At 72.5% G+C, this 24,300-nt stretch carries 20 protein-coding genes; 17 read left to right on the top strand and 3 right to left on the bottom strand.

All coding sequences use genetic code 11. From position 1 onward, the window contains the following. The first annotated feature begins 140 nt into the window (after positions 1-140). From SMD20_RS46470 to SMD20_RS46495, 6 genes are all read left to right on the top strand, one after another. The gene (locus SMD20_RS46470; protein WP_329594064.1) at positions 141-1,652 is read left to right on the top strand and encodes a ricin-type beta-trefoil lectin domain protein; all 1,512 of its coding nucleotides are present in this window, start codon (positions 141-143) and stop codon (positions 1,650-1,652) included. A gap of 38 nt (positions 1,653-1,690) precedes the next feature. Continuing rightward, positions 1,691-1,993, top strand: a complete 303-nt coding sequence (locus SMD20_RS46475) for an ArsR/SmtB family transcription factor (protein ID WP_329594066.1) — start codon at positions 1,691-1,693, stop codon at positions 1,991-1,993. Continuing rightward, entirely contained in the window at positions 1,983-2,513 is a 531-nt protein-coding gene (locus SMD20_RS46480) for a YbaK/prolyl-tRNA synthetase associated domain-containing protein (RefSeq protein WP_329594068.1), read from the top strand. The genes SMD20_RS46475 and SMD20_RS46480 overlap by 11 nt, the downstream gene beginning before the upstream one ends. A gap of 313 nt (positions 2,514-2,826) precedes the next feature. After that, positions 2,827-3,288, top strand: a complete 462-nt coding sequence (locus tag SMD20_RS46485) for a GNAT family N-acetyltransferase (RefSeq protein WP_329594070.1) — start codon at positions 2,827-2,829, stop codon at positions 3,286-3,288. Positions 3,289-3,353: 65 nt separating this feature from the next. After that, positions 3,354-3,944: an RNA polymerase sigma factor gene (locus SMD20_RS46490; RefSeq protein WP_329594072.1), complete on the top strand. Its 591-nt coding sequence runs from the start codon at positions 3,354-3,356 to the stop codon at positions 3,942-3,944. Further along, entirely contained in the window at positions 3,941-4,921 is a 981-nt protein-coding gene (locus tag SMD20_RS46495; protein WP_329594074.1) for a CU044_5270 family protein, read from the top strand. The genes SMD20_RS46490 and SMD20_RS46495 overlap by 4 nt, the downstream gene beginning before the upstream one ends. 325 nt (positions 4,922-5,246) lie before the next feature. On the opposite strand, the gene SMD20_RS46500 is transcribed toward SMD20_RS46495, so the two are convergent. Continuing rightward, positions 5,247-6,779: a hypothetical protein gene (locus tag SMD20_RS46500; RefSeq protein ID WP_329594076.1), complete on the bottom strand. Its 1,533-nt coding sequence runs from the start codon at positions 6,777-6,779 to the stop codon at positions 5,247-5,249. 110 nt (positions 6,780-6,889) lie between these two features. Between SMD20_RS46500 and SMD20_RS46505 the strand changes: the two genes are divergently transcribed. Further along, positions 6,890-7,033 carry a hypothetical protein gene (locus SMD20_RS46505; RefSeq protein ID WP_329594077.1) on the top strand — a complete coding sequence of 48 codons (144 nt, stop codon included), beginning with the start codon at positions 6,890-6,892 and terminating at the stop codon, positions 7,031-7,033. Positions 7,034-7,040: 7 nt separating this feature from the next. Here SMD20_RS46505 and SMD20_RS46510 read toward each other — a convergent pair whose 3' ends face one another. Beyond that, positions 7,041-7,835 (bottom strand): helix-turn-helix transcriptional regulator, encoded by a 795-nt coding sequence (locus SMD20_RS46510; protein ID WP_329594079.1) that lies wholly within the window; start codon positions 7,833-7,835, stop codon positions 7,041-7,043. Positions 7,836-7,918: 83 nt separating this feature from the next. Between SMD20_RS46510 and ilvD the strand changes: the two genes are divergently transcribed. The 10 genes from ilvD to SMD20_RS46560 all read left to right on the top strand — a co-directional run bounded on the left by ilvD (position 7,919) and on the right by SMD20_RS46560 (position 23,901). Then, positions 7,919-9,754 carry a dihydroxy-acid dehydratase gene (gene ilvD / locus SMD20_RS46515; RefSeq protein ID WP_329594081.1) on the top strand — a complete coding sequence of 612 codons (1,836 nt, stop codon included), beginning with the start codon at positions 7,919-7,921 and terminating at the stop codon, positions 9,752-9,754. A 238-nt stretch (positions 9,755-9,992) separates the two neighbouring features. Further along, positions 9,993-10,229, top strand: coding sequence for a hypothetical protein (locus SMD20_RS46520; RefSeq protein ID WP_329594083.1), 237 nt, complete (start codon positions 9,993-9,995; stop codon positions 10,227-10,229). Positions 10,230-10,351: 122 nt separating this feature from the next. Beyond that, positions 10,352-11,416, top strand: a complete 1,065-nt coding sequence (locus SMD20_RS46525) for a MoxR family ATPase (protein WP_329594085.1) — start codon at positions 10,352-10,354, stop codon at positions 11,414-11,416. Then, positions 11,413-12,744: a vWA domain-containing protein gene (locus tag SMD20_RS46530; RefSeq protein WP_329594087.1), complete on the top strand. Its 1,332-nt coding sequence runs from the start codon at positions 11,413-11,415 to the stop codon at positions 12,742-12,744. The genes SMD20_RS46525 and SMD20_RS46530 overlap by 4 nt, the downstream gene beginning before the upstream one ends. Continuing rightward, a complete protein-coding gene (locus tag SMD20_RS46535; protein ID WP_329594088.1) occupies positions 12,741-13,490 on the top strand; it encodes a hypothetical protein in 750 nt (249 codons plus the stop codon). Before SMD20_RS46530 ends, SMD20_RS46535 begins: the two co-directional genes overlap by 4 nt. Positions 13,491-13,571: 81 nt before the next feature. Further along, positions 13,572-17,231: an nSTAND1 domain-containing NTPase gene (locus tag SMD20_RS46540; RefSeq protein WP_329594090.1), complete on the top strand. Its 3,660-nt coding sequence runs from the start codon at positions 13,572-13,574 to the stop codon at positions 17,229-17,231. A gap of 81 nt (positions 17,232-17,312) precedes the next feature. Further along, positions 17,313-20,702, top strand: coding sequence for a hypothetical protein (locus tag SMD20_RS46545; RefSeq protein WP_329594091.1), 3,390 nt, complete (start codon positions 17,313-17,315; stop codon positions 20,700-20,702). 40 nt (positions 20,703-20,742) lie between these two features. Next, on the top strand, positions 20,743-21,465 hold the full coding sequence (locus tag SMD20_RS46550; RefSeq protein WP_329594092.1) for a hypothetical protein: 723 nt from the start codon (positions 20,743-20,745) through the stop codon (positions 21,463-21,465). Positions 21,466-21,551: 86 nt separating this feature from the next. Continuing rightward, positions 21,552-21,830 carry a hypothetical protein gene (locus SMD20_RS46555; protein ID WP_329594094.1) on the top strand — a complete coding sequence of 93 codons (279 nt, stop codon included), beginning with the start codon at positions 21,552-21,554 and terminating at the stop codon, positions 21,828-21,830. A 22-nt stretch (positions 21,831-21,852) separates the two neighbouring features. Further along, entirely contained in the window at positions 21,853-23,901 is a 2,049-nt protein-coding gene (locus tag SMD20_RS46560) for a tetratricopeptide repeat protein (RefSeq protein WP_329594096.1), read from the top strand. Here SMD20_RS46560 and SMD20_RS46565 read toward each other — a convergent pair. Then, positions 23,821-24,294, bottom strand: a complete 474-nt coding sequence (locus SMD20_RS46565; protein WP_329594098.1) for a hypothetical protein — start codon at positions 24,292-24,294, stop codon at positions 23,821-23,823. The two genes, SMD20_RS46560 and SMD20_RS46565, sit on opposite strands and share 81 nt — an antisense overlap. Between the last annotated feature and the right edge of the window lie 6 nt (positions 24,295-24,300).

Raw genomic sequence — 24,300 nt, forward strand, 5'->3', positions numbered from 1 at the left:
TCCTGCGAGGAGGGCGGCGCGCAGGACTGGGTCTTTTCGCGGGGATGTGTTAGCGCTAACTTGGCCTTTGCGGACGGATTTCCCTCTCCGGGCGGGCATCAGCGATCGCGCCATGAGCGCATGCCCTCAAGGAGAGAACCATGACAGGCACCCCCTCTCGCCGCGCACGCTCGACCGCGCGCGACCACGCCGTGGACACATCCCTAGGCAGGCGGCTGCTCGCCGGGCTGGCGGCCCTGGTGCTCCTGCCGATCACCGTGGTGAGCTTATGGACGACGCCCGCGGCGGCCGCGACCAGTCAGTTCCGCGGCATGAACTGGGCGGTCCTGGGCGACAACTTCAGCACCGCCCCGCTCGTCGTCGACGGGCTGAGCGGCTCCGACAGCTACGCCACCGTGCAGGCCAAGGCCAACGCGCTGTACGACGACATGCAGGCGACACTCGGCGTGAACACGGTCCGGCTGCCGATCAACACCCACACCGTCGGCACCACCTGGTGGAACGCCTACCGTGGCGCCGTCGACGCCGCCACGGCGCGCGGATGGAAGGTCATCCTCGCCTACTGGGAGGACGGCGCGGCCTCCGGAGGCCGCATCACCAACCTGCCGGCGTGGAACTCGATGTGGTCCACCGTGACCTCCCAGTACGGATCGAACGGTCTCGTGTACTTCGAGCCGATGAACGAGCCCCACGGCTACAGCTCGGCCGAGTGGCGCAACCTCGCCGCCGACTGGCTGAACGCCCACTACTCGGCTCCACCGAACCGGGTGCTCGTCGGCGGCACCGGCTACAGCCAGGACCTCCGTGACCTGTGCAACGACGCGCGTTTCGCCGGCACGCTGTTCTCGTTCCACCACTATGCGTTCTTCTACTCCGCGAACACGTACGACGGCTGGCGGTCCCACGTCCAGACGCGCCTTGGCACCTGCGCCTCGCGGGCGGTCGTGACCGAGTTCGGGGCTCCGATGAACAACGGCCTGAACTACACCGACGCGAACAGCACGGACAACTTCGTCCGCCACATCCGCGCCGTCACCCAGGTGATGCGGGACAACGCCATGGGCGGCACCTACTGGCCGGCCATCGGCGGCAAGCCCGGCGACATCGGCTACGACTGGTACTCGATGTACGCCAAGAGCGGCAGCGGCACCGGTCTCAACCTCATGATCCGTAACCAGTCCGGCGCGACCCGCCTGCGCTACGGCTGGGGTGACGCCGTCGACGGCGGGGGCGGCGCCACGACGACCCAGATCGTCAACCAGAACTCCGGCAAGTGCGTCGACGTCCTGCAGGGCTCGACCGGGAACGCCGCCGAGATCATCCAATACACCTGCTCCGGGGCCGCCAATCAGCAGTGGCAACTGCGCGATCTGGGCAACGGCTACCACAACCTCGTGGCGCAGCACTCCGGCAAGTGCCTCGACGTGAACAACGCCTCCACCGCCGACAACGCGGCCGTCATCCAGTACACGTGCGGCAGCGGCACGAACCAGCAGTGGCAACTCCGCGCCGTGTCCGGCACGAGCTACGTCGAGATCGTCGCCCGGCACTCGGGCAAGTGCCTCGACGTGTCCGGCCAGTCGACGGCGAACAGCGCCCGCCTCCAGCAGTACACCTGCTGGGGCGGCGCCAACCAGCGCTGGGACGCTTGACAGTAGACAGGCAGTTAGCTAATTGCCATAATTCCTTCGTGCTGGACGTCGATCTGGTGAAGGCGCTGGCCAACGACAAGCGATTGCTGATCTTGGAGTGGCTGCGTGACCCTGAACGCCATTTCCCGCCGCAGCGTGACGGCGATCTGGTGCGCGACGGGGTCTGCTCGTTGTTCATCGCCCAGAAGCTGGGGGTGAGCCAGCCGACCTGCGGCGAGCATCTGAAGGTGCTCGCGCAGGCCGGGCTGCTGCGCGGCAAGAAGATCAAGCAGTGGGTGTTCTACCAACGCGACGAGGACCGCATTTCCGCGGTGAAGGAGTTGCTGAGCGGTGAGTGGTGAGCTGGGTGGCGGTGTCGCCGCGCCCGAGAGTCTGGACGCGGGGCTCTACGAGCGGTTGATCGCCGATCTGGACGCAGCCGGGGCGCGCTACCGGCTGATCGACCACCCGCCCGAGGGACGCACCGATGAGGTCAGCGCTCTGCGTGGACACGACGTCGCACAGGCCGCCAAGTGCCTGGTCGTCATGGTCAAGATCGGCAAGAAGCAGACCCGGTACGTGCTGGCGGTGGTGCCCGGCCATGCCCGCCTGGATCTGCAGGCGGTGAAAGCCCTGCTGGAGGGCACCTATGCCGCCTTCGCCGACCGTGACAGAGCCGAGGAACTGGCCGGCAGCGTCAGCGGCACCGTGCTGCCCTTCAGTTACCACCCCAAGCTGGAGGTGATCGCCGACCCGGCGCTCCTGCGGGTTCCGGAGGTGTTCTTCAACGCCGCCCGCCTGGACCGCTCGATCGCCCTGGCCACCGACGACTACCTACGGCTGGCCGCCCCCCGCGTCGCTCCCATCATCACCGCTCCCTGATCTCGCGACCGTCAGCTCGGGGTGTAGATGACCACGTGCAGGTCGGGGTGGTCGGCAGGGGCCAGGCGGTGGTGCTCGAAGTGTCGCGTTTCACCGCAGGCACTCCGACCGTGACCGCCGAGAGCCCTTGATGTCGGCCCGCGCCGCCCAAGACCTGTGGGACCAGATCTTGACCGGCCAAGCCCGATGATCGGCCACCACCGCTCACCGTCGTAGTTGCCCGGCATTCCCGGCAGCGGCGGACATCGTGTCAGGGTCCACCAGCAGGCCGACTCCCGTAGGCAAAGCGCCGTCGTGCGATAGCGTCCCCTCCGTGACTGAGCACGGCGGGACTGAGCAAAGCAGGCAACCTGCCGGAGCGCCCAGCGCTGACCTCGGGCGCTCTCCTCGCGTGGTCCTGCGCCGCATCACCAGCCACGATCAAGACGAGTTTCTTGAACGGGTCCGTGCCACCGCCGGTCTGAACCTGCCCGCCACGCTGGGCTGCGCCTCCTTCGCGCCCTTTGCCGGTCGCGGATACATGTCGGAAGGTCTTGGCCTGGTCCTGCGCCATGCGTTCGACGAGCTACGGCTGCATCGGCTGGAAGCGCAGATCAGACCGGAGAACCAGGCGTCCGTCAAACTGGTGCAACGCCACGGATTCCGTTACGAGGGTTACTCCCCTGATCTCCTGTTCATCAATGGCGTGTGGCAAGGCCATGGCAGATGGGCCCTCACCAACGACATGCATGGCATCGTTCCCGATGCTCCCCATCCAACGCTGCGTGACCACTGACACCGCTGGACGGCCGGGGCGCTGACCGTCGAGAACTCGATTCGTCCCATCGGGAAACAGCAGGCATGACAAGAACATCACCGGAGGGGATGGTCGAGGCGGACGACGCCGAGCTCATCCGCCGGTCAATCGACGATCCGGAGCAGTTCACCGGCGTGTTCGACCGGTACGTCGAGCAGATCCACCGCTATGTCGCACGGCGGTTAGGGGTGCAGGCCGCCGACGACGTCGTGGCGGAGACGTTCCTGACCGCCTTCCGCTGCCGCGCCTCCTACGATCACGCGCAGCCGCTGGCCAGGCCGTGGCTGTACGGCATCGCGACCAACCTCATCGCCAGGCAGCGGCGTGACGAGGAGCGGTTCCTGCGGGCGCTGGCGCGTACCGGTACGGAGCCGCCGCCTGAGTCCATGGCCGACGCGGTGATCGGGCGCGTGGCCGCGCAGGCCGAGGACCGTCGGCTGGCGGGGGCGCTGACGGGCCTGGCGAGCGGTGACCGCGACGTGCTGCTGCTGGTGGCGTTGGGAGACATGGCCTACGACGAGGTGGCGCAGGCGCTCGGCATCCCGATCGGGACCGTGCGCTCGCGCCTGCACCGGGCTCGCAAACAGGCGCGGGCCGCCCTCGGCACCGCCGATGACACGAGAGAGGACGCATGATGGACGAGTTCGGACGGTTCCTCGAGGCCACCCCGGCGATCACCGGCGAGGCGAAGGATGCGGCGCGCACCCGGCTGCTGCAGGCCATCCGCGAGCCGGCCCCTGCGTCGCCGACGCCCCCGCCGCTGCGCCCGACGCGGCGGCGCGGGCCGCGCCTGGCCTGGCGTCTGGCGCTGGCCGCGTCGGTCGCGCTGGCCGTCGGCGCGGGCGTCATCGCGGTGCGCGGCAGCGAAGCACCTGCCACCGCTCCGGTCGCCGCCGTTCGGGAACTCGGCGACAGGGCGGCCAGGAGCGCCGAGACCGACCCGTACAAGATCACGCCGTCGCCGGGCCGCTGGCTGTACGTGAAGCAGACGATCGCTCCGCTCCGCAAGGAGCCGGAGCCGGAGGTGGATCGCGACAGGCGCATGACGCTGGAGACGTGGCACAGCTTGGACGGCAAGCAGCTGGCGTTGGACGACGGACGGGGCAGGCTCGTCGTGGAGGAGTACGGCCCCGGCGTCACGGGCGCGGACCTGGCCAAGGCGCCGGTCACCCCCGAGGAGATGATCGCCAGGATCGGGGCGAGCGTCGATGCGACCCCGGTGACGGAGTTCGACGACGCCGGTGCGACCCGGGAGGAGCGGATCTTCCGTACGATCTCCCAGTTGCTGGGCGAGCAGCCGTTGGTCGCCGACGTACGGGCCGCGTTGTTCCGGGCGCTGCCCATGATCCAGGGGGTTTCGGTCAAGCAGGACGCGATCGACGCGGCAGGCCGTCACGGGGTCGCGTTCGCCTGGACGGGAACGTGGGAGCGCTTCGAGATCATCGTGAGTGCGCAGGACTACCGGTTTTTGGGGACGTACGGCGAGAGCGTCGCCGATCGCACCTTCGACCTTCCCGGCGGCGCGACACGTACGGTCGAGGCGGGCACTCCTCTGGTGTGGAGCGCGCGGATGACGGCCGAGGTCGTCGACAAGGCCGGAGACCGGCCGTAGGGGAACAGCCACGACGTCATCGTTGGTTGACGCGCGCGCTCACCCGAGCGGTGGAACGCCGACGACCCGATCAGCTCGCTCGCGGCCATCGGGGGCCGGGCCTGTTCCGCACCCAGGAACAGGCAGACAGACACCACACCGAACGTCGGCGATCAAGGCTCGGCGTTCCGATGCGTGCTGCCCGGAAGCGGTCCGGGCGGCCTGCGAGGAGGACGATGATGGCGACGGGTCGGCTCGCAGGATCCACGTGCCAGCGGCGGACGCGCAGGGAGGGCGGCCGCATCTGTCCGGACGCCCTCCCTCTCATACGATCAGCAACTGCAGATCAACCGCCGTGTGTCTTGACGATGACCCGGTGGAGGGCTTTGGCCCCTCCCGCCGTGGCGTCTCCCGGCCACTGGACGATGTAGGCGTAGGTGCCGGCGGTGGCCGGAGTGTCGATGAAACGGTAGCTCCCATCATCGCTCACCGCGACGGCCGGAAGCGGGGTGGTGCTCGCGGGGTCATCACCCACCGTCACGCTGCGCCAGACCTTGAGAGTGGCGCCCGGCGTCGGCTGCTGGCCGCCCACAACGAGCATGCCCCGCAGCCGCACCGCCTTGCCGGTGATGCCGCGTCTCGGTCCGGTCAAGGTGAGCGAGGAACGATATTTGATCGTCACCGTGATCGAGGTACTGCTCCCACGGGCGCGGGCGTCACCGTCCCAGAGCACGGTATAGGTGACCGGGCCGACACCAGGCGAAGTGTCGGTAAAAGTGAACGCGCCGTCGGCCGTCGTCGTCACGTCCTCCAGTCGCGTGCTCGTCCCGTCGGGCAGGTGGCGGGTCACCGTGAGCGGCTGTACGCCGGGAGCGGTGCCGTCGGCCAGCGTGAGCTGTCCGTGCACAATGACCGGCGCGCCCGTCAGGACCTGCGACGGCGCCTTCATCGTCAGCGTGGACGCCGGAAGGGCAACACCCGTCAGCCTCCACAGATGCAGCCGGTTGGCCGACGACAGCACCAGGGCGTAGACGTCTGCGCCGGAGAAAGCGATGCTGCCCGCGACCAGGTCCCCAGCCGAGTTGTCGGCGGACAACACGATCGATCCGGTCGTGGAGTCGTAGACCGTGAGGTCTGTGCCCGAGCGGCGCCCGCCCGCGATGTAGCTGTCAGAGGCGCTGATCGCCACGCTGGCCGGGTAGCCGTCGAGGCTCTGGTCCCCGTACACGCTGGTCCTGCTCAGCGTCGTGGTGTCGTAGCGGGCGAAGTGGTATGGGGCGCCGCCGGCTGTCAGGGCGGACGACCCGTCGGAGGTCAGCGCGATCTCGTGGAGATTGTCCAGGTACCAGGTGTGGCCGTCGATCTCGCCCTTCAAGGAGGGCGCCGCGCCGCTGATGTCGTAGACGAGCAGGTCGGCCGGGCCGATGGCGGTCTCTCCGACCACGAGAGTGTCTCCAGCGGCTGCGAGCGCGGGCGCGGCGTAGTGTCGGCGCCCGAAGGTGGCCGGCGTCGGTGTTTCGGCGGTCAGGTCGAGGCCGACGACGCCGCCCTGCCACGAATTGCCGCAGCCGTGCCCCACCCACAGCCGGGTGCCGGACACCGCGAGCGTGGAGGGGCACGGGTAGGTTGACAGGCTCATTCGGCGGATGATCGTGAGGTCGCTGGTGTCGATCTCGGCCACCTCGTTCGACCCTCGCAGAGCCGCGTACAAACGGGTGTCGTGTGCGGCCAGGGCGAGTCCGGACACTCCGGACAGGCCGGTGACGGTGCCGGTGACCGTGCCGCTGGTGTTCGTGACGATGATCCGATCCTCGGCGGAGACGTAGGCATTGCCGGAGCCGACCACCAGATCGGCGGCCGAGGACGGACCCAAGGTCACACCGAGATCGGCCGTGCTCTCGGTGGTCGGAACATCCGCAGCTGTGCGAGTGGGGAGGCGGACGGGTTCACGAACTTCCCGAGCTGCCCTCGGGACCGGGGTGGTATCGCTTGCGCTATCACGCGGTGAACATGGACGAGGAATCGGAAGCGGAAGACCGTTATCTGCTGCAGATCTGGCCACAGCCCGAGTCCCTCCCACGGGTGGTCAAGAGCACAAGCGCGCAACTCGCCTACTGGCGCAGCGCGCGCTGACGCCTTCTCAACAGCTCGGGGTGTAGATGACCACGTGCAGGTCGGGGTGGTCGGCAGGGGCCAGGCGGTGGTGCTCGAAGCTTCGCACCCCCGTGATCGGGTGGTCGAAGACGCGCACACGGGAGGCGAAGCCCTCGATGTGGTGGTCCTGCCACGCCGTACGGAAGGCCGCACTCGTCGCCAGCAGGCGCTGGATGGCCGGCGAGCCGGCGAGGTCGCCGAGCCGGGGCCCGGCCTCGGCCCGGAACTCGGCGACGAAACGACGGCTCGTCACCTCCCAGTCCGGCAGCAGGTCACGGACGTAGGGATCGGTGAACACCAGCCACAGCAGGTTGCGCTCCTCCGGAGCGACCGTGGCGACGTTGGGATACAGGTCGAGGTACGCGGCGTTCCAGCCGGTGATCGTCCAGTCGGGCGCGATGGCGTACGCGGGAAATCCGACGAGCGCGTCGAGCAGTCGCTGCACGTGACCGGGAGCGGTGCGGGCCGCCGGTTCCTCGGGCTCGGGCAGGGGAGCGTATCCGGCCAGGGACAGCACATAGGCATGCTCGGCGGGGGTCAGGAGCAGGGTGCGGGCGAGGGCGTCCAGGACGTGCCGGGAGGGCTGGATGTCGCGGCCCTGCTCCAGCCACGTGTACCAGGTGGCGCTGACCTGGGAGAGGGTGGAGACCTCCTCGCGGCGCAGGCCGCCGCGCCGGCGGGGACCGGCCGGGGGCAGGCCGACCGCCGTCGGGTCGAGCCGGGCTCGCCTGGCGCGCAGGAAGTCGCCCAGTTCCTTGCGCCGCTCCGCTGCCGTTCCCATGGACGCAGGATAGGTACTGGTAGCCGGACTACTAGCATTCGGGGCGTCTTCGCGGTACGCCCGCGCGCCGCGAGGATCGGGGCATGCCACAGTTGAGATCCCGCACCGTCACCCATGGCCGGAACATGGCCGGGGCGCGCGCCCTGATGCGCGCCTCCGGCGTGCCCGGCGCGGACATCGGCGTCAAGCCGGTGATCGCGGTGGCCAACAGCTTCACCGAGTTCGTCCCCGGTCACACCCATCTGCAGCTCGTAGGCCGGATCATCGGCGAGGCCATCGGCGCGGCGGGCGGCATCGCGCGGGAGTTCAACACCATCGCGATCGACGACGGCATCGCCATGGGACACGCGGGGATGCTGTACTCGCTGCCCTCGCGGGAGCTGATCGCCGACTCCGTCGAGTACATGGTCCAGGCGCACTGCGCGGACGCCCTGGTCTGCGTCTCCAACTGTGACAAGATCACCCCGGGGATGCTGCTGGCCGCGCTGCGGCTGAACATCCCCACGGTGTTCGTCTCGGGCGGCCCCATGGAGGGCGGCCGGGCGGTGCTGTCCGACGGCACGGTCCGTACCGGCCTGACCCTCATCACCGCCACGTCCGAGGCGGTCAACCTCGCCGTATCCGACGCCGACATGGCGGCCATCGAGGAGGCGGCCTGCCCGACCTGCGGTTCGTGCTCCGGGATGTTCACGGCCAACTCCATGAACTGTCTTCTCGAGGCTCTCGGGCTGGCCCTGCCCGGCAACGGCACCACCCTGGCCACCCACACCGCGCGCAGGGCCCTGTACGAGCGGGCCGGGCGGACGGTCGTGGAGCTGACCGAGCGGTACTACGGCAAGGACGACGCCACCGTGCTGCCCCGGGCGATCGCCTCCCGGGCGGCGTTCGACAACGCGATGGCGCTGGACCTGGCCATGGGCGGCTCCACCAACACCGTGCTGCACCTGCTCGCCGCCGCTCACGAGGCCGAGCTGGACTACGGTCTGTCCGACATCGAGGCGCGTTCGCGCGAGGTGCCGTGCCTGTGCAAGGTGGCCCCCAGCAGCGCGTACCTGATGGAGGACGTCCATCGGGCCGGCGGCGTCCCCGCCCTGCTGGGTGAGCTGCACCGCGCCGGGCTGCTGCGCGAGGACGTCCGGGCCGTCCACGCCGGCTCGCTCGCCGAATGGCTGTCCTGCTGGGACGTCCGCGGCCCCTCGCCCTCCCCGGAGGCGACCGGCCTCTTCCTGGCCGCTCCGGGAGGTGTCCGCTCCGCGTCCGCCTCCTCCCAGTCGGCCCGCTGGGAGTCGCTGGACCTGGACGCGGCCGCGGGCTGCATCCGCGACGCCGCCCACGCCTACTCGGCCGACGGCGGGCTCGCCGTACTGCGGGGCGATCTGGCTCCGGACGGTGCGGTGGTCAAGTCCGCCGGCGTCCCCGACGGCATGACCGTGTTCACCGGCGAAGCCGTGGTCACCGACTCCCAGGACGAGGCGGTGGAGGCGATCCTGTCCGGGCGGGTGCGTCCGGGCAGCGTGCTGGTCATCCGCTACGAGGGTCCGCGCGGCGGTCCGGGCATGCAGGAGATGCTGTACCCGACGGCCTACCTCAAGGGCCGGGGCCTCGCCCACTCCGTGGCCGTCGTCACGGACGGCCGCTTCTCCGGCGGCAGTTCCGGCCTGTCCGTCGGCCACGTCTCACCCGAAGCCGCCGCCGGAGGACCGCTGGCCCTCGTCACCGACGGCGACCTGATCACCATCGACATCCCGGCCCGTACCCTGCACCTCCAGGTGCCCGAGCCGGAGCTCGCCGCCCGCCGCGAGGGCTCGAGTCACCGGCCGCGCCGCCCTCAGCGACCCGTCTCGACGGCTTTGCGCGCGTACGCGGCCCTGGCCCAGTCCGCCGACAAGGGCGCCGTACGCATCCTGCCCAGCGACTGACCGCTTCGGAACGGCTCGACCAGCGGCGTTCCGCCGGTGATGGAGCGAGAGCGTCGCGGATCGCACCTTCGACCTTCCCGGCGGCGCGACACGCACCGTCAAGGCGGGCACTCCTCTGGTGTGGAGCGCGCGGATGACGGCCGAGGTCGTCGACAAGGCCGGAGACCGGCCGTAGGGGAAACGGCGACGACGTCATCTTTGGTTGACGTGCGAGCGATCGTCAACCTAAGATGACGCCATGGAGCACGACCCCATCGCGGCGCTCACCCGAGCGGTGAACGCCGACGACCCGATCAGCTCGCTCGCGGCCATCGCCGAGTTCCGCCGCGAGCTGGCGCGCATGGAGGCGGTGGCGGTCCGCCGGGCCCGTACCCAGGGCCACAGCTGGACGGAGATCGCCGCCGCTCTGGGCCTCAGCAAGCAGGCGGTGCACAAGAAGCACGGCGGCCGGGGCCTGTTCCGCGCCCAGGACTAGCAGACGGACACCACACCGAACGTCGGCGATCAAGGCTCGACGTTCCGATGCGTGCTGCCCGGAAGCGGTCCGGGCGGCCGGCGAGGAGGACGATGATGACGGCGATGACGACGGCGGCATCAGTGACACGAGACGCTCTCGCGGTCGCGGTGACGGCCAACCTGCCGGTGATCTTGTGGGGCGCGCCGGGCACCGGCAAGACGTCCGCGGTGACCGCGCTCGGCGCGGCCGTCGGGCTGCCGGTCGAGGTGGTGGTGGGCTCGATCCGCGAGCCCAGCGACTTCTCCGGGCTGCCGGTGCTGCGCGACGGCGGCACCTGGTTCGCGCCGCCGCGATGGGCCGAGCGGCTCGCCGCCGGGGGCGGCGGCCTGCTGTTCCTCGACGAGCTGACCACCGCGCCACCGGCCGTGCAGGCCGCCATGCTGCGGGTGGTGCTGGAGCGCACGGTCGGCGACCTGGTGCTGCCGGACGAGGTGCGGATCGTGGCCGCCGCCAACCCGCCGGACCAGGCCGCCGACGGCTGGGACCTGTCCGCGCCGCTGGCCAACCGGCTCATCCACCTGAACTGGACGGTCTCGGCCGAGGACGTCGCCGAGGGCTTCGCCGGAGGCTTTCCCGTGCCGGAGTTCGACCTGAAGGATCCGGCCGGCCCCGCCGACGCCAGGGCGCTGGTCGGGGCGTTCCTGCGGGTGCGGCCCGAACTCGTGCTGGCGGTGCCCGGCAGCCCGGACCAGGCGGGCCGCGGCTGGCCCAGCCCCCGTAGCTGGGAGATGGCCGCACGGGCGGTCGCCGCGTGCGAGCGCCTGGGCGCCGGCGAGCCGGTCCTGGCCGAGCTGGTGGTCGGCGCGGTCGGCGAGGCGGCCGGGTTCGAGCTGCTCTCCTGGCGCCGCAACCTCGACCTGCCCGATCCGCGGACGCTGCTGGACAACCCGCGGGCACGCCTGCCGGAGCGGCTCGACCGGCTGCACGCCCTGCTCGGCGCGGTGGTGGCGTACGTACGGTCGGACGGCACGACCGACACGTGGGAGCGGGCGTGGGCGGTGGTGGCACGGGTCGCGCGCACGGCGCCGGACGTGGCGGCGACCGCGGCCCGGTCGCTGGCCCGCTCCCGGCCCGAGGGCGCGACCCTGCCCGAGGCGATGCTCGAACTCGCGCCGGTGCTGCGCTCGGCGGGACTCCTGCGATGACCGCCGACCGCGCTCCCGCCTGGGAAGACGAGGTGCGTGCCAGGATCGCCGCCGCGCGGCTGTGGGCGGCGCACCGGGCGCCGTACCTCGCCTCGGCCGTCTTCGCCCTCAACCCGGTCATCCTGGAACCGGCCCTGGACGAGGACACCGGCGCGCCCGTCGCCGACCCCGGCTTCCGCGCCTTCCCCGCCGACACCCGGTGGAACCTGTACGTGGAACCGGGCACCGCGCTGGCGACCCCCGTCGAGGAGGCCGGCTGGTGGATGCTGCACCAGGTGGGTCATCTGGTGCGCGGGCACGCGGCCCGCTCGCCGGTGCGGCCGGAGCCGGGCCACGAGGTGAGCCCTGCCGGCCTGCCTGCCGCCGGCGCGGTCCGCGACGAGGAGGCCCACCGCTGGAACCAGGCCGCCGACGCCGAGATCAACGACGACCTGGAGGCCGAGGAGCTGCGCGGCCCGGCGGGCGTGCTGTCGCCTGCCGAGCTCGGCCTTCCCGCCCACCGCACCGCGGAGGAGTACGTGCCCATGCTCGACGTGCTGGCCGGCGCGATGGGCCGCGGCGGCCGGGCACTGGCCGAGGCGATCGACTGCGGCAGCGCCGTGGACGGGCGGGATCGCACGTACGAGGACAGCGGCTCCGGCGAAGGGCTCACGCAGCTCGACCGGGAACTGCTCGAACGCTCCATCGCGGCCGGCATCGAGGACCGGATCAGCGCGCGCGGCGAGCTGCCGTCAGGATGGCGCCGCTGGGCCGAGGAGCGCCTGCGCCCCTCGGTGAACTGGCGGGCCCGCCTGGGCGCGGTGATCCGGCGCGGGCTGAGCACGGTGGCGGGGCAGGTCGACTTCAGCTATCGCCGCCCGTCGCGCCGCGCCGGCGCCTACGCCGGCATCGTGCCGCCGTCGATGGTACGCGCGGTCCCCGACACGGTGCTGGTGATCGACACCTCCGGCAGTGTCACCAACGACGTGCTGAACCGGCTGCTCTCCGAGGTGACCGGGATCATCGACGGCGTGGCCGGTCCCGGCCGGAGGTTGCGGGCGTTCTGCTGCGACGTCCACCCGCACCCCGTCCAGGTGGTACGCCGGGCGAGCGACATCGAACTCGTCGGCGGCGGCGGCACCGACATGCGGGCCGGCATCGCCGCGGCGATGGCCCTGCGGCCCCGGCCCGACCTGGTCATCGTGCTGACCGACGGCGAGACGCCGTGGCCTGAGCGGCGCCCTCCCGCGCACGTGGTGGTCTGCCTGATCGGCGACGGCGGGCACGCGCCCGGCTGGGCGTCCGTGGCCCGCGTCCCGCAGCGGACGCCGGCGAGAGGAGCGTCATGACGACGGGTTACGCCGACGAGCCGGGCCCGGAGCCGCTGCACGAGTGGCGGCGACGTGGTTTCACCATCGCCGAGGCCCGGCGGTGGATCGAGGACGGCTTCTCGATCGGCAACGCGGAGCGGTGGCGCGGATCCGGCGTCTACACCGCGGCCGACGCGCGAGCGTGGCGCACCGCCGGAGCCACCCCGTACACCGTGGATCTGTGGCTGCGGGCCGGCATGACGCCACGGGACGCGGTGCGGTGGCGCGAACTGGGCTATCCGCCCGAGGAGGCGGCCGACCGGCACCTCGCGGGGGAGCGCCCGCACCCGCGCGGCCTGCTGTGGCGGCTGCTGCACCGGGGCGGGAAGCCGGGCGGCGCGTTCGCCGACGAGGAACGCTCCCGCAGCATGCGGGAGCTCCTGCGGGCCGGCATCCCGGCGGGCCGGGCACGCGCCTACGTCGAAGTCGGCTGGACGGGGGCCGCCGCGGTGGAGTGGGCCGAACGCGACATCGAGGCGGGACAGGCACAGCTCTTCAAGGCGCTCGGCCTGTCCGCCCGCGAGGCCGGACGCGTGCTCGCCTCGGGGCAGGACGCCATCTCCCTCATGACCGGGTTCTGGCGCGCCGGAGTGCCGATCGACGAGGTGGCGGACTGGCGTGCGGCGGGTTTCACCGGCGAGGAGGCGGCCCGGATGCGGGCCGAGGGCATCGGCGCCGAGCAGGCCAAGGTGCTGCGGGCGTTGACCGAGGGTGACGAGCCCTGACCGGAACGTCCTTCGTATCTGTAACTTTCGGTGGCCCGCGGCGGACTACATGGCGAGACGGTCTCTCCGAGGAGGCGCGCTGTGGGTCAGGACGGGGCGGAACCGGATCCCGGCCGGATCCGCGACAGGGAGGACTTCGCGCGGGACCTCACCGTGCTCCGCGAGCGGGCGGGGCTGACCGTCCGCCAGGTCGCGACGCTGGCGCGCAGCCCCGGCGCACACAGCACCATCGGCGACTGGTTCGCCGGGCAGGGCCTGCCCTCGCCGGCCCTGAGGGACACGTTCGAGCGGGTCCTGGCGGTCTGCGGAGCCACGAGGATCACCGAGTGGGTGGACGCCTGGCAACGCGTGCGGCGCAGCCGTTCACGCCGGCGAGGAGGCGTCGAGCCGTACCGAGGGCTGGCGGGGTTCCAGGCCGAGCACGCCGCGTGGTTCTTCGGCCGGGACGCCCTGACCGAGCGGCTCGTACGCGCCGTCACCGACCTGGACGGGGGCGGGCTGCGGCTCGTGGTCGGCGCGTCCGGGGCGGGCAAGTCCTCGTTGCTGCGGGCCGGGCTGGTCGCCGCGCTGCGCGAACAGGGACGTACGGTCACCGTGTGCACCCCGGCCGGCCGGCCCGTCATCGAGGGCCGCGCGGGGGAGGTCCTCGTCGTCGACCAGCTGGAAGAGATCTTCACCACCGACGAGTCCGCGCAGGAGGCGTTCGTGGCCGCGCTGGCGGACGCGGCGGCCGGCGGCGCCGTCGTGGTCGCCGGGCTGCGCGCCGACTTCTACGGTCACCTGCTCCGGTTCCCGGCGCTGGCGGCCGCCGCGCAGCACGGGCAGGTGGCCGTCGGCCCGATGACCAGGGACGAACTGCGCGAGGCGATTGTGGAACCGGCGCGCAAGGCCGGCCTGGCCATCGAGGAGGCCCTGGTCGAGTTGCTGCTGCGGGAAGCCGGCCGGGCGCACGACGCCGGGGTGCTGCCCCTGCTGTCGCACGCGCTCTACGCCACCTGGCTGAACGACCAGGGCCGCGGCCTGACCGTGGCCGGCTACCAGGAGGCGGGCGGCATCGAGGGGGCCGTCGCCGCCAGCGCCACCGAGATCTACGAGGAGCTTCCCGCCGACCGGCGTGAACTGGCCCGCCGGCTGTTCCTCCATCTCGTCCACGTCTCCGCCGACGCCGCCGACACCCGCCGCAGGGTCCCCACGGCCGATCTGCCGTCCCCCGGGCCCGCCATGACCGAGGTGCTCCTGCGGTACGTCGACCAGCGCCTGCTCACCCTCGACCAGGACACCGTGGAGATCACCCACGAGGCCCTGCTGTCCGCGTGGCCCCTGCTCGCCGGCTGGCTGGCCGCCGATCGCGCCGCCCTGCTGCTCAGCCGCAGGTTCGCCGCCGACGCCCAGGCCTGGCGGCACGAGCGGGACGACCCCGACGTGCTCTACCGGGGCGCGCGGCTGCTGGCCGCCCAGGAGTGGGCGCAGCGGCACCCCGCCGACGTGACGCCGACCATGGCCGACTTCCTGCGGGCTTCGAGCCGTCAGGTCCGTCGCCGTACCCGCCGCCTCTACCGGACCATCGCCGCCCTGGCGGCCCTGGTGGTCATCGCCGCCGTGGCGGCCGTGGCCGCCTCGCGGGCTCAGGAGGCCGCCGTCCGCCAGCGCGACGAGGCGCTGTCGCGCAGGCTCGCGGGCGACGCCGCCGCCCTGCGCGCGACCAACCCCGCCCTGTCCGCGCAGCTGAGCCTGGCCGCCTACCGTCTGGCCGACACCCCGGAGGCGCGCGGCGGCGTCCTGTCGGCGCCCGCCGTCCCGTACGCCGCCCGGCTGACCGCCCACACGGCCTCCGCCTACGCCGCGGCCTTCACCCCCGACGGCCGCACCCTCGCCACGGCGGCCTCCGACCGCACGGTACGCCTGTGGGACGTCGCCGACCCGCACCGCTTCGTACCCCTCGCGACCATCGGCGGCGTCTCCGGCCACACCGACGGGGTGACCTCGGCCGTGTTCCGTCCCGACGGCCGGGTCCTGGCCACCTCCGGCGCCGATCGCACCGCGCGGCTCTGGGACGTGGCCGACCCCCGCCGGCCGCGTCCCCTCGCGGTGCTCAGCGGCCATACGGACACCGTGCGGACGGTGGGCTTCGATCCCCGGGGCCGCCTGCTGGCGACGGCGAGCCACGATCGCACGGTCGGGCTGTGGGACGTGTCCGACCCGAGCCGGGCCACCAGGCTCGCCACCCTCTCCGGCTACGCGGAGCAGCTCACCTCCGCCGTCTTCTCCCCGGGAGGGAACGTCCTGGTCACCACCGCGGCCGACGCGGTCGTCCGGGTCTGGGACGTCAGCGACCCCCGGCGTCCGCGCGCCCTGCCCGCCCTCGAAGGCCACGGCGACCGGGTCCTGTGCGCCGCGTTCACCTCGGACGGCCAGGTCCTCGCCACGGGCGGGTTCGACAACACCATCCGGCTGTGGGACCTGCGGCGCCCCGACCGGCCCCGGCCGCTCGGCGTGCTGACCGGGCACCAGAACGGCATCGTCTCCCTGGCCTTCGCCCCCGGCGGACGGACGCTGGCCTCGGGCAGCTACGACCGCACCGCCCGCGTGTGGGACGTGACCGACCCCGCGTTCGCGAGCGAACCACTCGTCCTCAGCGGCCATTCCGACGTGGTGTACTCGGTGGCCTTCCGCCCCGACGGCCGGAGCCTGGCCACGGCAGGCAAGGACACCACGGTGCGGCTGTGGGACCTGCGGACCTCGGTGCTGAGCGGGCACAGCAGCCCCGTGCAGTCGCTCGCCGCGAGCCCCGACGGCCGGCTTCTCGTCGCGGGGAGCTACCGCACCGCCCGCGTCTGGGACCTCGCCGCTCCCGGCGGACCCGTGCCTCTCGCCACGTTGACGGGTCACACCGACAACATCACGGCGGCCGCCTTCCACCCCGGAGGCCGGCTGCTCGCGACCGGCGCACAGGACCGCACCGTCAGGCTGTGGGACCTCGCCGACCCCCGCCGCCCGCGGACCCTGGCGACGTTGACGCGGCACCAGGGCAACCTGACCTCGGTCGCCTTCGCGCCCCGCGGCGACCTGCTGTCCACCGCGGACGCCGACGGCGTGATCCACCTGTGGAAGGTGTCCGGCCGCCCGGTCCACGTCACCACGTTCCACGGCCCGGCCGACACGATCACCTTCAGCCCGGACGGCCAGTTCCTGGCGGGCGCGGGCGCCGACGCCGTCATCCGGCTGTGGCGGATCGCCGGCCCGCGCGACCCGGCGACGCTGAACGGACACACCGGCGCCGTCACCCGCGTCGCCGTCTCCCCGGACGGCCGCATCCTCGCCGGCGCCGGCCTGGACGGCACCGTGCGGCTGTGGGACCTGACCGGCCCGCGGGACGCCCGGCCGATCGCCACGCTCACCGGCCACGCCGACGCGGTCACCGGGGTCGCCTTCGGCCCCGGCGGGCACACGCTCGCCACCGCCGGCCTGGACGGCGGCGTACGCCTGTGGGACCTGACCGATCCGCGTGCCGTCCGCGTGACCGCCCTGCTCACCGGCCATCAGGGCCGGGTCCAGACGTTGACCTACGTCCCCGGGGGGCGCGTGGTCGCGACCGGCGGCGAGGACTCGACGGTCCGGCTCTGGGAGGTGGACCCCGAACGCGCGGCCCGCAGGATCTGCGCTCTCGCCCATCCGCCCCTGACTCCCGCCGAGTGGGCCACCTATCTCCCCGCCGGCCTGCCCTTCCGCCGGCCCTGCTGAAGGGCCGGGCACGCGTACGGACTTGTACGGATAAAGCGGCAGCACTCGGCCGACCGGCGGGAACTCCCTACCGTCGGGCCCGTGCGACTCTCTTGCGGGCGTGTCCTGGCCGCCCTGATCCTGACCCTCGCCTTCGCGGGCATCGGATTCCCGGCCGCCCGGGCCGCCCCCGGCGACATCTGCACAGTGAGGTTCCACATCAAGACCGGCACCGGGCAGAACTGGGGCATCCGGGACGACTCCTTCGAGCACATCACTCTGGGCGGGCAGCCGTTCCTGTTCGACGACTGGGACGGCGTCGCGGGCCCCAACGTCCGGCCCCGGCCCTACCACCGGGGCGGCACCGGCGACAGGGCCGGGGTGTGGCTCGATCCCTGGGTGGGCCATCTGGCCGTGTGCGCCACCCCGGCCGACCTGGCGGACGGGTTCACCATCCAGCACGTCTCCCTGGCCGACGACATCGAGGCCGACAACTGGCGGCTGGCCGAGATCAGGATCGTACAGATCTTCGACGACATGACGGAGACCCAGCTCGTCCACCTCGCCCCGCCGGGGGGCGGGAACCTGCACGAGTTCCTGAAGAACGCCGACCAGACCTTCACGGTCCCGGTGGACGTGGGGTCTCCGGCCGACCCTCCCGCCGACCCGTCCCGCAGCATCTGCAAGGTCGAGTTCCGGATCAAGACCGGTTCCAGGGATTTCTGGGGCATCCGGGACGACTCCTTCGAGCACATCAGTCTGGGCGGGCAGCCGTTCCTGTTCGACGACTGGAACGGCGCAGGGGGTGACGGCGTGCTGCCCCGGCCCTATCACCGGGGCGGTACCGACGACGCGGGCGGGGTGTGGCTCGGTCCCTGGGTGGGTCACCTGGCGGTGTGCGCCAGGCCGGCCGACCTGAGGGGCGGGTTCACCTTCGAGCACGTCTCCATGGCCGACGACCTCGGGGCCGACAACTGGGATCTGGCCGCCATCAAGATCTCCCAGGTCCTCGACGACGGCACGAGGGTCCAGCTGGTCAACCAGGCCGCGCCGGCGGGCGAGTACCTCCACGAGTTCCTGAAGAACGCCGGCCAGGTCTTCCACACCCTCGACCTGGACAGCGACCGTGACGGCCTCAGCGACCGCATGGAACTGCACGGCATTCCGGGCTCGGCCCGCGTGGACACCTGGCTCCCGGACAACGGCGCCGACCCCTGCCGCCCCACCATCGCCGTCGAGCTCGACTGGCTGCACATCGACGACAACGTCAACGACAAACCCGACCCCGCGGCCATCGCCGAGGCCGTCGCCATGTTCGACGCGGCGCCGACCGGCAGGCTGGCCGTCTGCCCGTACCGGCGCGAGACCGAGAACGGCGTCCAGCTCCTGGTCGACGTCGACGACAAGATCCCGGTGACCGCCCAGCGCCGGGCCGAACCGCTCAACCTCGAAAGGAGCGACGGGCAGACGCCCTTCCGTCGCTTCCGGGCCGAGCACTTCACACCCGGCCGGACCGGGCTGTTCCGCTACAACCTGTGGGGCTACCGCCACAACAACACCGACGAGAGCGGCTGGTGCTGCGACGGGATGGACTTCGCCGTCACCCTCGGCACGATGCCCGACGCGCCCGTCCGCGTGCAGAGCGGCACCTTCGTCCACGAGCTCGGGCACGCCCTCGGGCTCAAGCACGGCGGCACCGACGAGGTCAACTACAAGCCGAACTACCTGTCGGCGATGAACTTCCGCTACACGGCCACCGGCATCCCGGACATCCAGGCGTGGGACCAGCAGCCGACCACCGACGGAGGCACCCGGCTGCTCCAGGACCTGGACCGCGTGAGCAGGCTCGACTGGTCAGGGCGGGAGCTGCCGCGTCTCCACCGCGGTGACCTCGACGAGCGCACCGGAATCGGCGTCACCAGCCACGCCATGGCCGCCTGGTGGGACAACGGCGGCACGCTGCGGGTGGGCGACGGCTCGGCCGCGCTGAACTGGGACGCCGACGAGGTGCCGGGGGAGCCTTCCGTCCATGTCGACATCAACGGAGAGTTCCAGAAGTGCGTCGAGGGCACCCAGACCGAACTGCTGCCCCAGGTACCCGGCAGCGACTACGACGACCTGCGCCGTTACGAACGGATCTTCGCCGGGCGCAACGCCCGGTGCCAGACCCCGCCGCGGATGGGCGACCGGGCCGCGCTGGTGCCCGGTGCCGACGACGGGGCCAGGGTCGGCCCGGGCTACGACTACGGTCAGGCGTTCGGCTACGCCCAGGGTCTGGCGGGCGCCGACGACTGGAACAGCATCCAGCTCCAGTTCGGCAAGGGCGAGGGCAGCGGGCCCGTGCTCGCCGACGAGGCCACCGAGCTGACCACCGGCGAGATCGCCCGCGACCGCCGGCGCGTCGTCGACGCCCTCGTCGCGGCCACCGCCCCCGCGCCGGGCGGACAGCCGCGCTGGGGCTACGCCTACATGGACCGGGCGACCCCGTCCGAGGCGCCGATCGGCGCGGTCACACCGCTCAACGCGCAGTGGCAGTGGAGCACCGGGCGGCTCGATCCCGCCACGGCCGACCGGCGGGCCACCGTCGTCCACACCGGAACCGGCACGTACGAGGTGCGGCTGCCGGGCATCGCCTCCGCCGCCGGGATCGCGCACGTGACCCCGTACCGGACCGTCTACCGGGGTCGGACCTGCGGTGTCACCGGCTACGCGCCCGACGGCCCGGATAAGCTGATCAAGGTCCGCTGCTTCAACGAGACCGGCGCGCCGGCGGACTGGTGGTTCACCGTCTTCTTCGCCGCCCCGGGCCCAGGGCAGACCCCCTACGCCACCGTCCGGTACGACGGCGCCGCCGGCACGGCCACCGTCGACCCGGCCCGCAACGACGGCACGTTCAACTCGGCCGGCGGCGTCAACCGCGTCGTCCGCGAGAGCACCGGACGCTACCGGGTGACCGTCGAAGGAGCGGCGTTCGCCGAGGGGGCGGGCTACGCGCAGGTGACGCCGTACGGCGGCGGCGCCCCGGCGCGGTGCAACCCGTCAGCCGTCACGCCGGGAACCGGCCAGGTGGAGATCACCGTCGCCTGCCACGTGATCGGCACCGGCGCTCCCGCGGACTCGTCGTGGCTGCTCTCCTACACCGACGGCGCGGGCCTGCACCGCGACGCCGGGACACCGGCGGCCTACGTCAGCGTGACCGGCGACCCGGCCGCGCCCCTCGTGGACGCGGCCCGTTCGTTCAGCGGCAACGGGGAGACGCCCTCGCTCACCCGTCTCGGCGTCGGCTACTACCGCCTGACCTGGAACACCTTGGGCAAGACCGGCGACAGCGTGCAGGTCGCCGCAACCGGCCCGGGGGACGGTTACTGTCACCTCGGCACGATCGACTCCTACTCGGCGCCTCCCCGGCTGTCGGTGTACGTCTACTGCCACACCGCCGCCGGGGTTCCTGGCGACAACACCTTCGGCCTCGCCTACGTACGCGCGCCGTAGCCCCTTAACGGCGCGGCGAGCATGAGGGACGGTGGCTGTCATGAACGAGACACAGGCAGAACGCCGTCCACCGGCCGACGACGGCGGCGGCGCCGGGCGCGCCGCCGTCGTGCGGACGAACCTCCTGGCCGGGCTCGGCTCGATCGCCGACGTCGCGGCCGTGGCACAGCTGATCACCAGCGGCTCGCGAGGATGGATCTTCGTCGCGGGCCTGCTGGCGGTCCTGGCCGGCGTGGTCGGCCTGCTCCACCTCATCGGACAACCGGTCGGGGTCCCCGCCATCGTCGTGATCATTCTGATCGTCACGGGGGCGGGCGTCGCCGGTGCGATGATCGAGCAACACCTCGACGAACCGCCGGCCGGCGCCGCGGCGGCCACCGTGACCGTCACCGGAGCCGGCGAGGTCCTGCGGGAGGCCGAGGCCACTCTGAAAGATCAGGACTACCTCGACGCCGAGACCGGAAGGATCGGCGACGTGCGGCCGAACGCCAGCGACGTCTACTACGTCAGCCCGTATCGCGCGCTCTGGACGGCCGGTGGCGGGGCGCTCCCCATCACCACCGTCGACGGCCGCCCGGACCGCGCCGCCTGCGCGAACGCGCTCGCCACCCGCGACCACGGCCAGGTGGAGGTCGGCAGGATGAAGGCCGGCGACTGGGCGTGCGCGCGTACCGACGAGGACAACCTGCTGGCCATCCAGATCCGCGCCGTGCCGGAAGGCGACGCGCCGCTGAAGATCTCCTACGTCGTCTGGCGCGGATGAACCCGCGCGTGCGCCTCTTCGAGCGAACAGCCCGCCAGGACCGCCGCGACCCCGCCGGCGAAGTTGGCGCACGCGAAGATGTCCTCGTGCGGGCAGGCCAGGCCGTGGGCGATGGCGGTGCGTGCCACCTGCGCCTGGGCGATCCGCTGATCCAGCTCGGCGAGCTGCGCCGCCTGCTCCGCCCCTCGGGACGCATCGCGCTCGTCAGCCAGCCCCGCTGCCCCGGCGCCTCCCGGGACACCACCGCCCGGGCCGCCAGGGAGCTCCAGGATCTGCTCACCCGGGCCGGGTTCGCCCACCTGCGGGTCGAGACCCTCGAACTCGATCCGCCCGTCGCCTGCGTGCTCGCCGACAATCCGGGGTGAAACAATCCAGCGGGAGGTCCGTATGCGTGTCACCCCGCTCACCCTGCTGATCCCCGAGCAGCGCGCCGTTCCGTACGCCGACGACCACGGGCTGCTGGCGAGCACGGCCGCATGGGCCACCGATGGCGAAGCCGGCGCGGTGCGCCTGGTGTCCGGCGTGCCGGGGGCGGGCAAGACGCGGCTGGCGGCCGAGCTGCAGGCGCGGGGGGTGCCCTGCGTCTGGGCGCGGCCGGGCGAAGAGCCGCCCGAGCACGCGGACGGCATGGTGATCGTCGTGGACGACGCCGACGCGCACGACCCGGTGGGGCTGGCCGAGATCCTGGCGAGGGCCGCGGCGACGCGGGTGCTGGTGCTGGCGCGCTCCTTCGGGCTGTGGTGGAGCTCCGCCGTCAGCGGGGACGAGTCGGGCCTGCTGGAAGGCGCCGAGCACGTCACCCTCGTGCCCGCCGTACTCGATCAGCAGTCCGTCCGGGCGGCGCTCGCCGAGCGGCTCGGGGTCCCCGTGCCCGCGGGCGCCGTCGCGCGATCGGAGACTCCGTCGCAGGCCCTGGAGTCCGCGCTGGCCGAGGTGGTCGGCGGGGAGGTGTGGCGGCGCGAGCAGGAGCTCTGGCCCGAGCCCGGCGTGCCGGTGCCGCCCGAGGTGCTGCGCGATGCCCTGGCGGTGGCCGTGGTGCTGGACGGCTCGATCTACGGGGACGGGGAACTGGAGCGGGCCGAGTTGCTGCTGCGCGTTCCCGGCCTGGTGGACGCCGACGTCGAGGTCCGCGTCGCGCTGGCGCGCTGGGTGGCGGACGCCTACCCGGAGGGCTGGCCCGAGTCGTTCATGTGGCGGATGGCGGCCCGCCGGCTGGAGGAGCGGCCCGAGCTGGCCGTACGCCTGCTGCGTGAGCTGTCGGCACGGCGTGCGCTGCGTGCGCTCGTCGCCCTGGCGCGGGTCCCTGACGTGCGGCTCGGGGCGGTGATCGGGGCTGATGTCGCGGCCTTGCAGATCGTGCTGCTCAACGCCGCGTCGACCGGCGCCGCCAGGGTGGTGGACGCGGCGCTGGCCGAGCTGGTGGGCGAGCGGATCCGCCAGGGCACGGCGCCGTCGGAGCTGCTGCCCCCGATCGAGGAGCTCGACGACGACGACAAGGCCCTGATGCTGCCACTGACCATGGCGGCGCTCGCCGAGCAGGGCGGGCCGCCGGCCGACGCGGCGGAGCTGCGCAGGTCACGTGCCTACCGGCTGCTGGAGCTCGGACAGGTGGAGGAGGCCGCCACCGTGATGGGGGAGGCCGTCGCCCTGTTCCGCGCCACGCCGGGCGCGCGGACAGGGCTGGCGTTGGCGCTCAACAACCTCTACATCTGCCTGTCGCGCCTGGGCCGCGTCGACGAGGCGCACGCGGTGATCACCGAGGAGGTCGAGCTCAACCGGGTCCTGGCCAGGAACGACCCCGGCCGCCACGACGCCGCGCTCGCCGCCTCGCTGAGCAACCTCAGCGTCTCGCTGACCCAGAGGGGCCGCGCCGAGGAGGCTCTGGAGCTCGTACGGGAGGCCCTGACGTTCTTCAGAGGCTCGCTGGAACACGGCCCCGACCTGGCCGGCGCGCTGGCCAACGAGGCGCTGGCGCTGAGCGGGCTCGGCCGCGACGAGGAAGCCCTCGCCGGCCTGTTCCAGGCGCTGGAGATCCGCCGCAGGTCCGGCGATCCGGTCAAGCTGCTGCTGGTGCTGAGCAACCTGACCAGCACCCTCAGAAAGGCCGGGCGGGTACGGCAGGCCGCCGAGGTCGCGCGGGAGATCCCGCCGGTCGTCGGCGGGCTGCCGCCCCACGTGGCCAGGATCAACCGGCCGCTCATCGCCGGCGCCCTCTTCAACGCGGGGACGGTGCTGCCGGAGGACGGCCTGGCCGTGATGGAGGCGGGCATCGCCGTGCAGCGCGACCTCGCGGCCGAGGACCCCGACCGGCACGGCGAACTGCTCGCCGGGATGCTGCGCGACCTGGAACGGGCCTCACTTGCCCAGCAGGTCGAGGAGCATCCGCAGAACCCTGCCGAGGTTGGCCATCCCCCTGACGTCGACGACGACCTTTAGGTCCTTCTCGTCCTTCTTCTCCTGCTTCCTGAACTCCACCCGCGGCCTGATGATCGCCACGGCCGCGGCCACGCCGACGACGGTGGCCAGCGTCTCGGCGTCGACGGGCAGCGTCGAGCGCCGGCGTACCTGCTCGATCGCGCGCTCGACCTCCGGCGCGACATCGGGCAGCTCGGCGAGCTCGGCCAGCAGCTCGCGGGCGGACGGCGGCCGCGCGCTCGGCCGCACGTCCAGGGCCGCGGCCAGGTCGCGTACGTAGGTGCGGTCGCGCTCCAGCCGGTCCCGCACCTCCTGCGGCGTGGTGGCCGGCTCCTCCTCCTCGTCGAAAGCGGTCAGCAGGTGCTGTAACACCCGGACGGCCTCTTCCTCGCGCAGGCTTTCGATCGCGGACATCCGGAC

It is taken from the genome of Nonomuraea sp. LP-02 (assembly GCF_036289125.1).
Classification (GTDB): domain Bacteria; phylum Actinomycetota; class Actinomycetes; order Streptosporangiales; family Streptosporangiaceae; genus Nonomuraea; species Nonomuraea bangladeshensis.

Coding starts and splice junctions, on each gene's coding strand:
- SMD20_RS46510 (WP_329594079.1), bottom strand. CDS start 7,835: ATGGGAACGGCAGCGGAGCGGCGCAAGGAACTGGGCGACTTCCTGCGC.
- SMD20_RS46565 (WP_329594098.1), bottom strand. CDS start 24,294: ATGTCCGCGATCGAAAGCCTGCGCGAGGAAGAGGCCGTCCGGGTGTTA.
- SMD20_RS46520 (WP_329594083.1), top strand. CDS start 9,993: ATGGAGCACGACCCCATCGCGGCGCTCACCCGAGCGGTGAACGCCGAC.
- SMD20_RS46470 (WP_329594064.1), top strand. CDS start 141: ATGACAGGCACCCCCTCTCGCCGCGCACGCTCGACCGCGCGCGACCAC.
- ilvD (WP_329594081.1), top strand. CDS start 7,919: ATGCCACAGTTGAGATCCCGCACCGTCACCCATGGCCGGAACATGGCC.
- SMD20_RS46530 (WP_329594087.1), top strand. CDS start 11,413: ATGACCGCCGACCGCGCTCCCGCCTGGGAAGACGAGGTGCGTGCCAGG.
- SMD20_RS46495 (WP_329594074.1), top strand. CDS start 3,941: ATGATGGACGAGTTCGGACGGTTCCTCGAGGCCACCCCGGCGATCACC.
- SMD20_RS46550 (WP_329594092.1), top strand. CDS start 20,743: ATGAACGAGACACAGGCAGAACGCCGTCCACCGGCCGACGACGGCGGC.
- SMD20_RS46560 (WP_329594096.1), top strand. CDS start 21,853: ATGCGTGTCACCCCGCTCACCCTGCTGATCCCCGAGCAGCGCGCCGTT.
- SMD20_RS46490 (WP_329594072.1), top strand. CDS start 3,354: ATGACAAGAACATCACCGGAGGGGATGGTCGAGGCGGACGACGCCGAG.
- SMD20_RS46535 (WP_329594088.1), top strand. CDS start 12,741: ATGACGACGGGTTACGCCGACGAGCCGGGCCCGGAGCCGCTGCACGAG.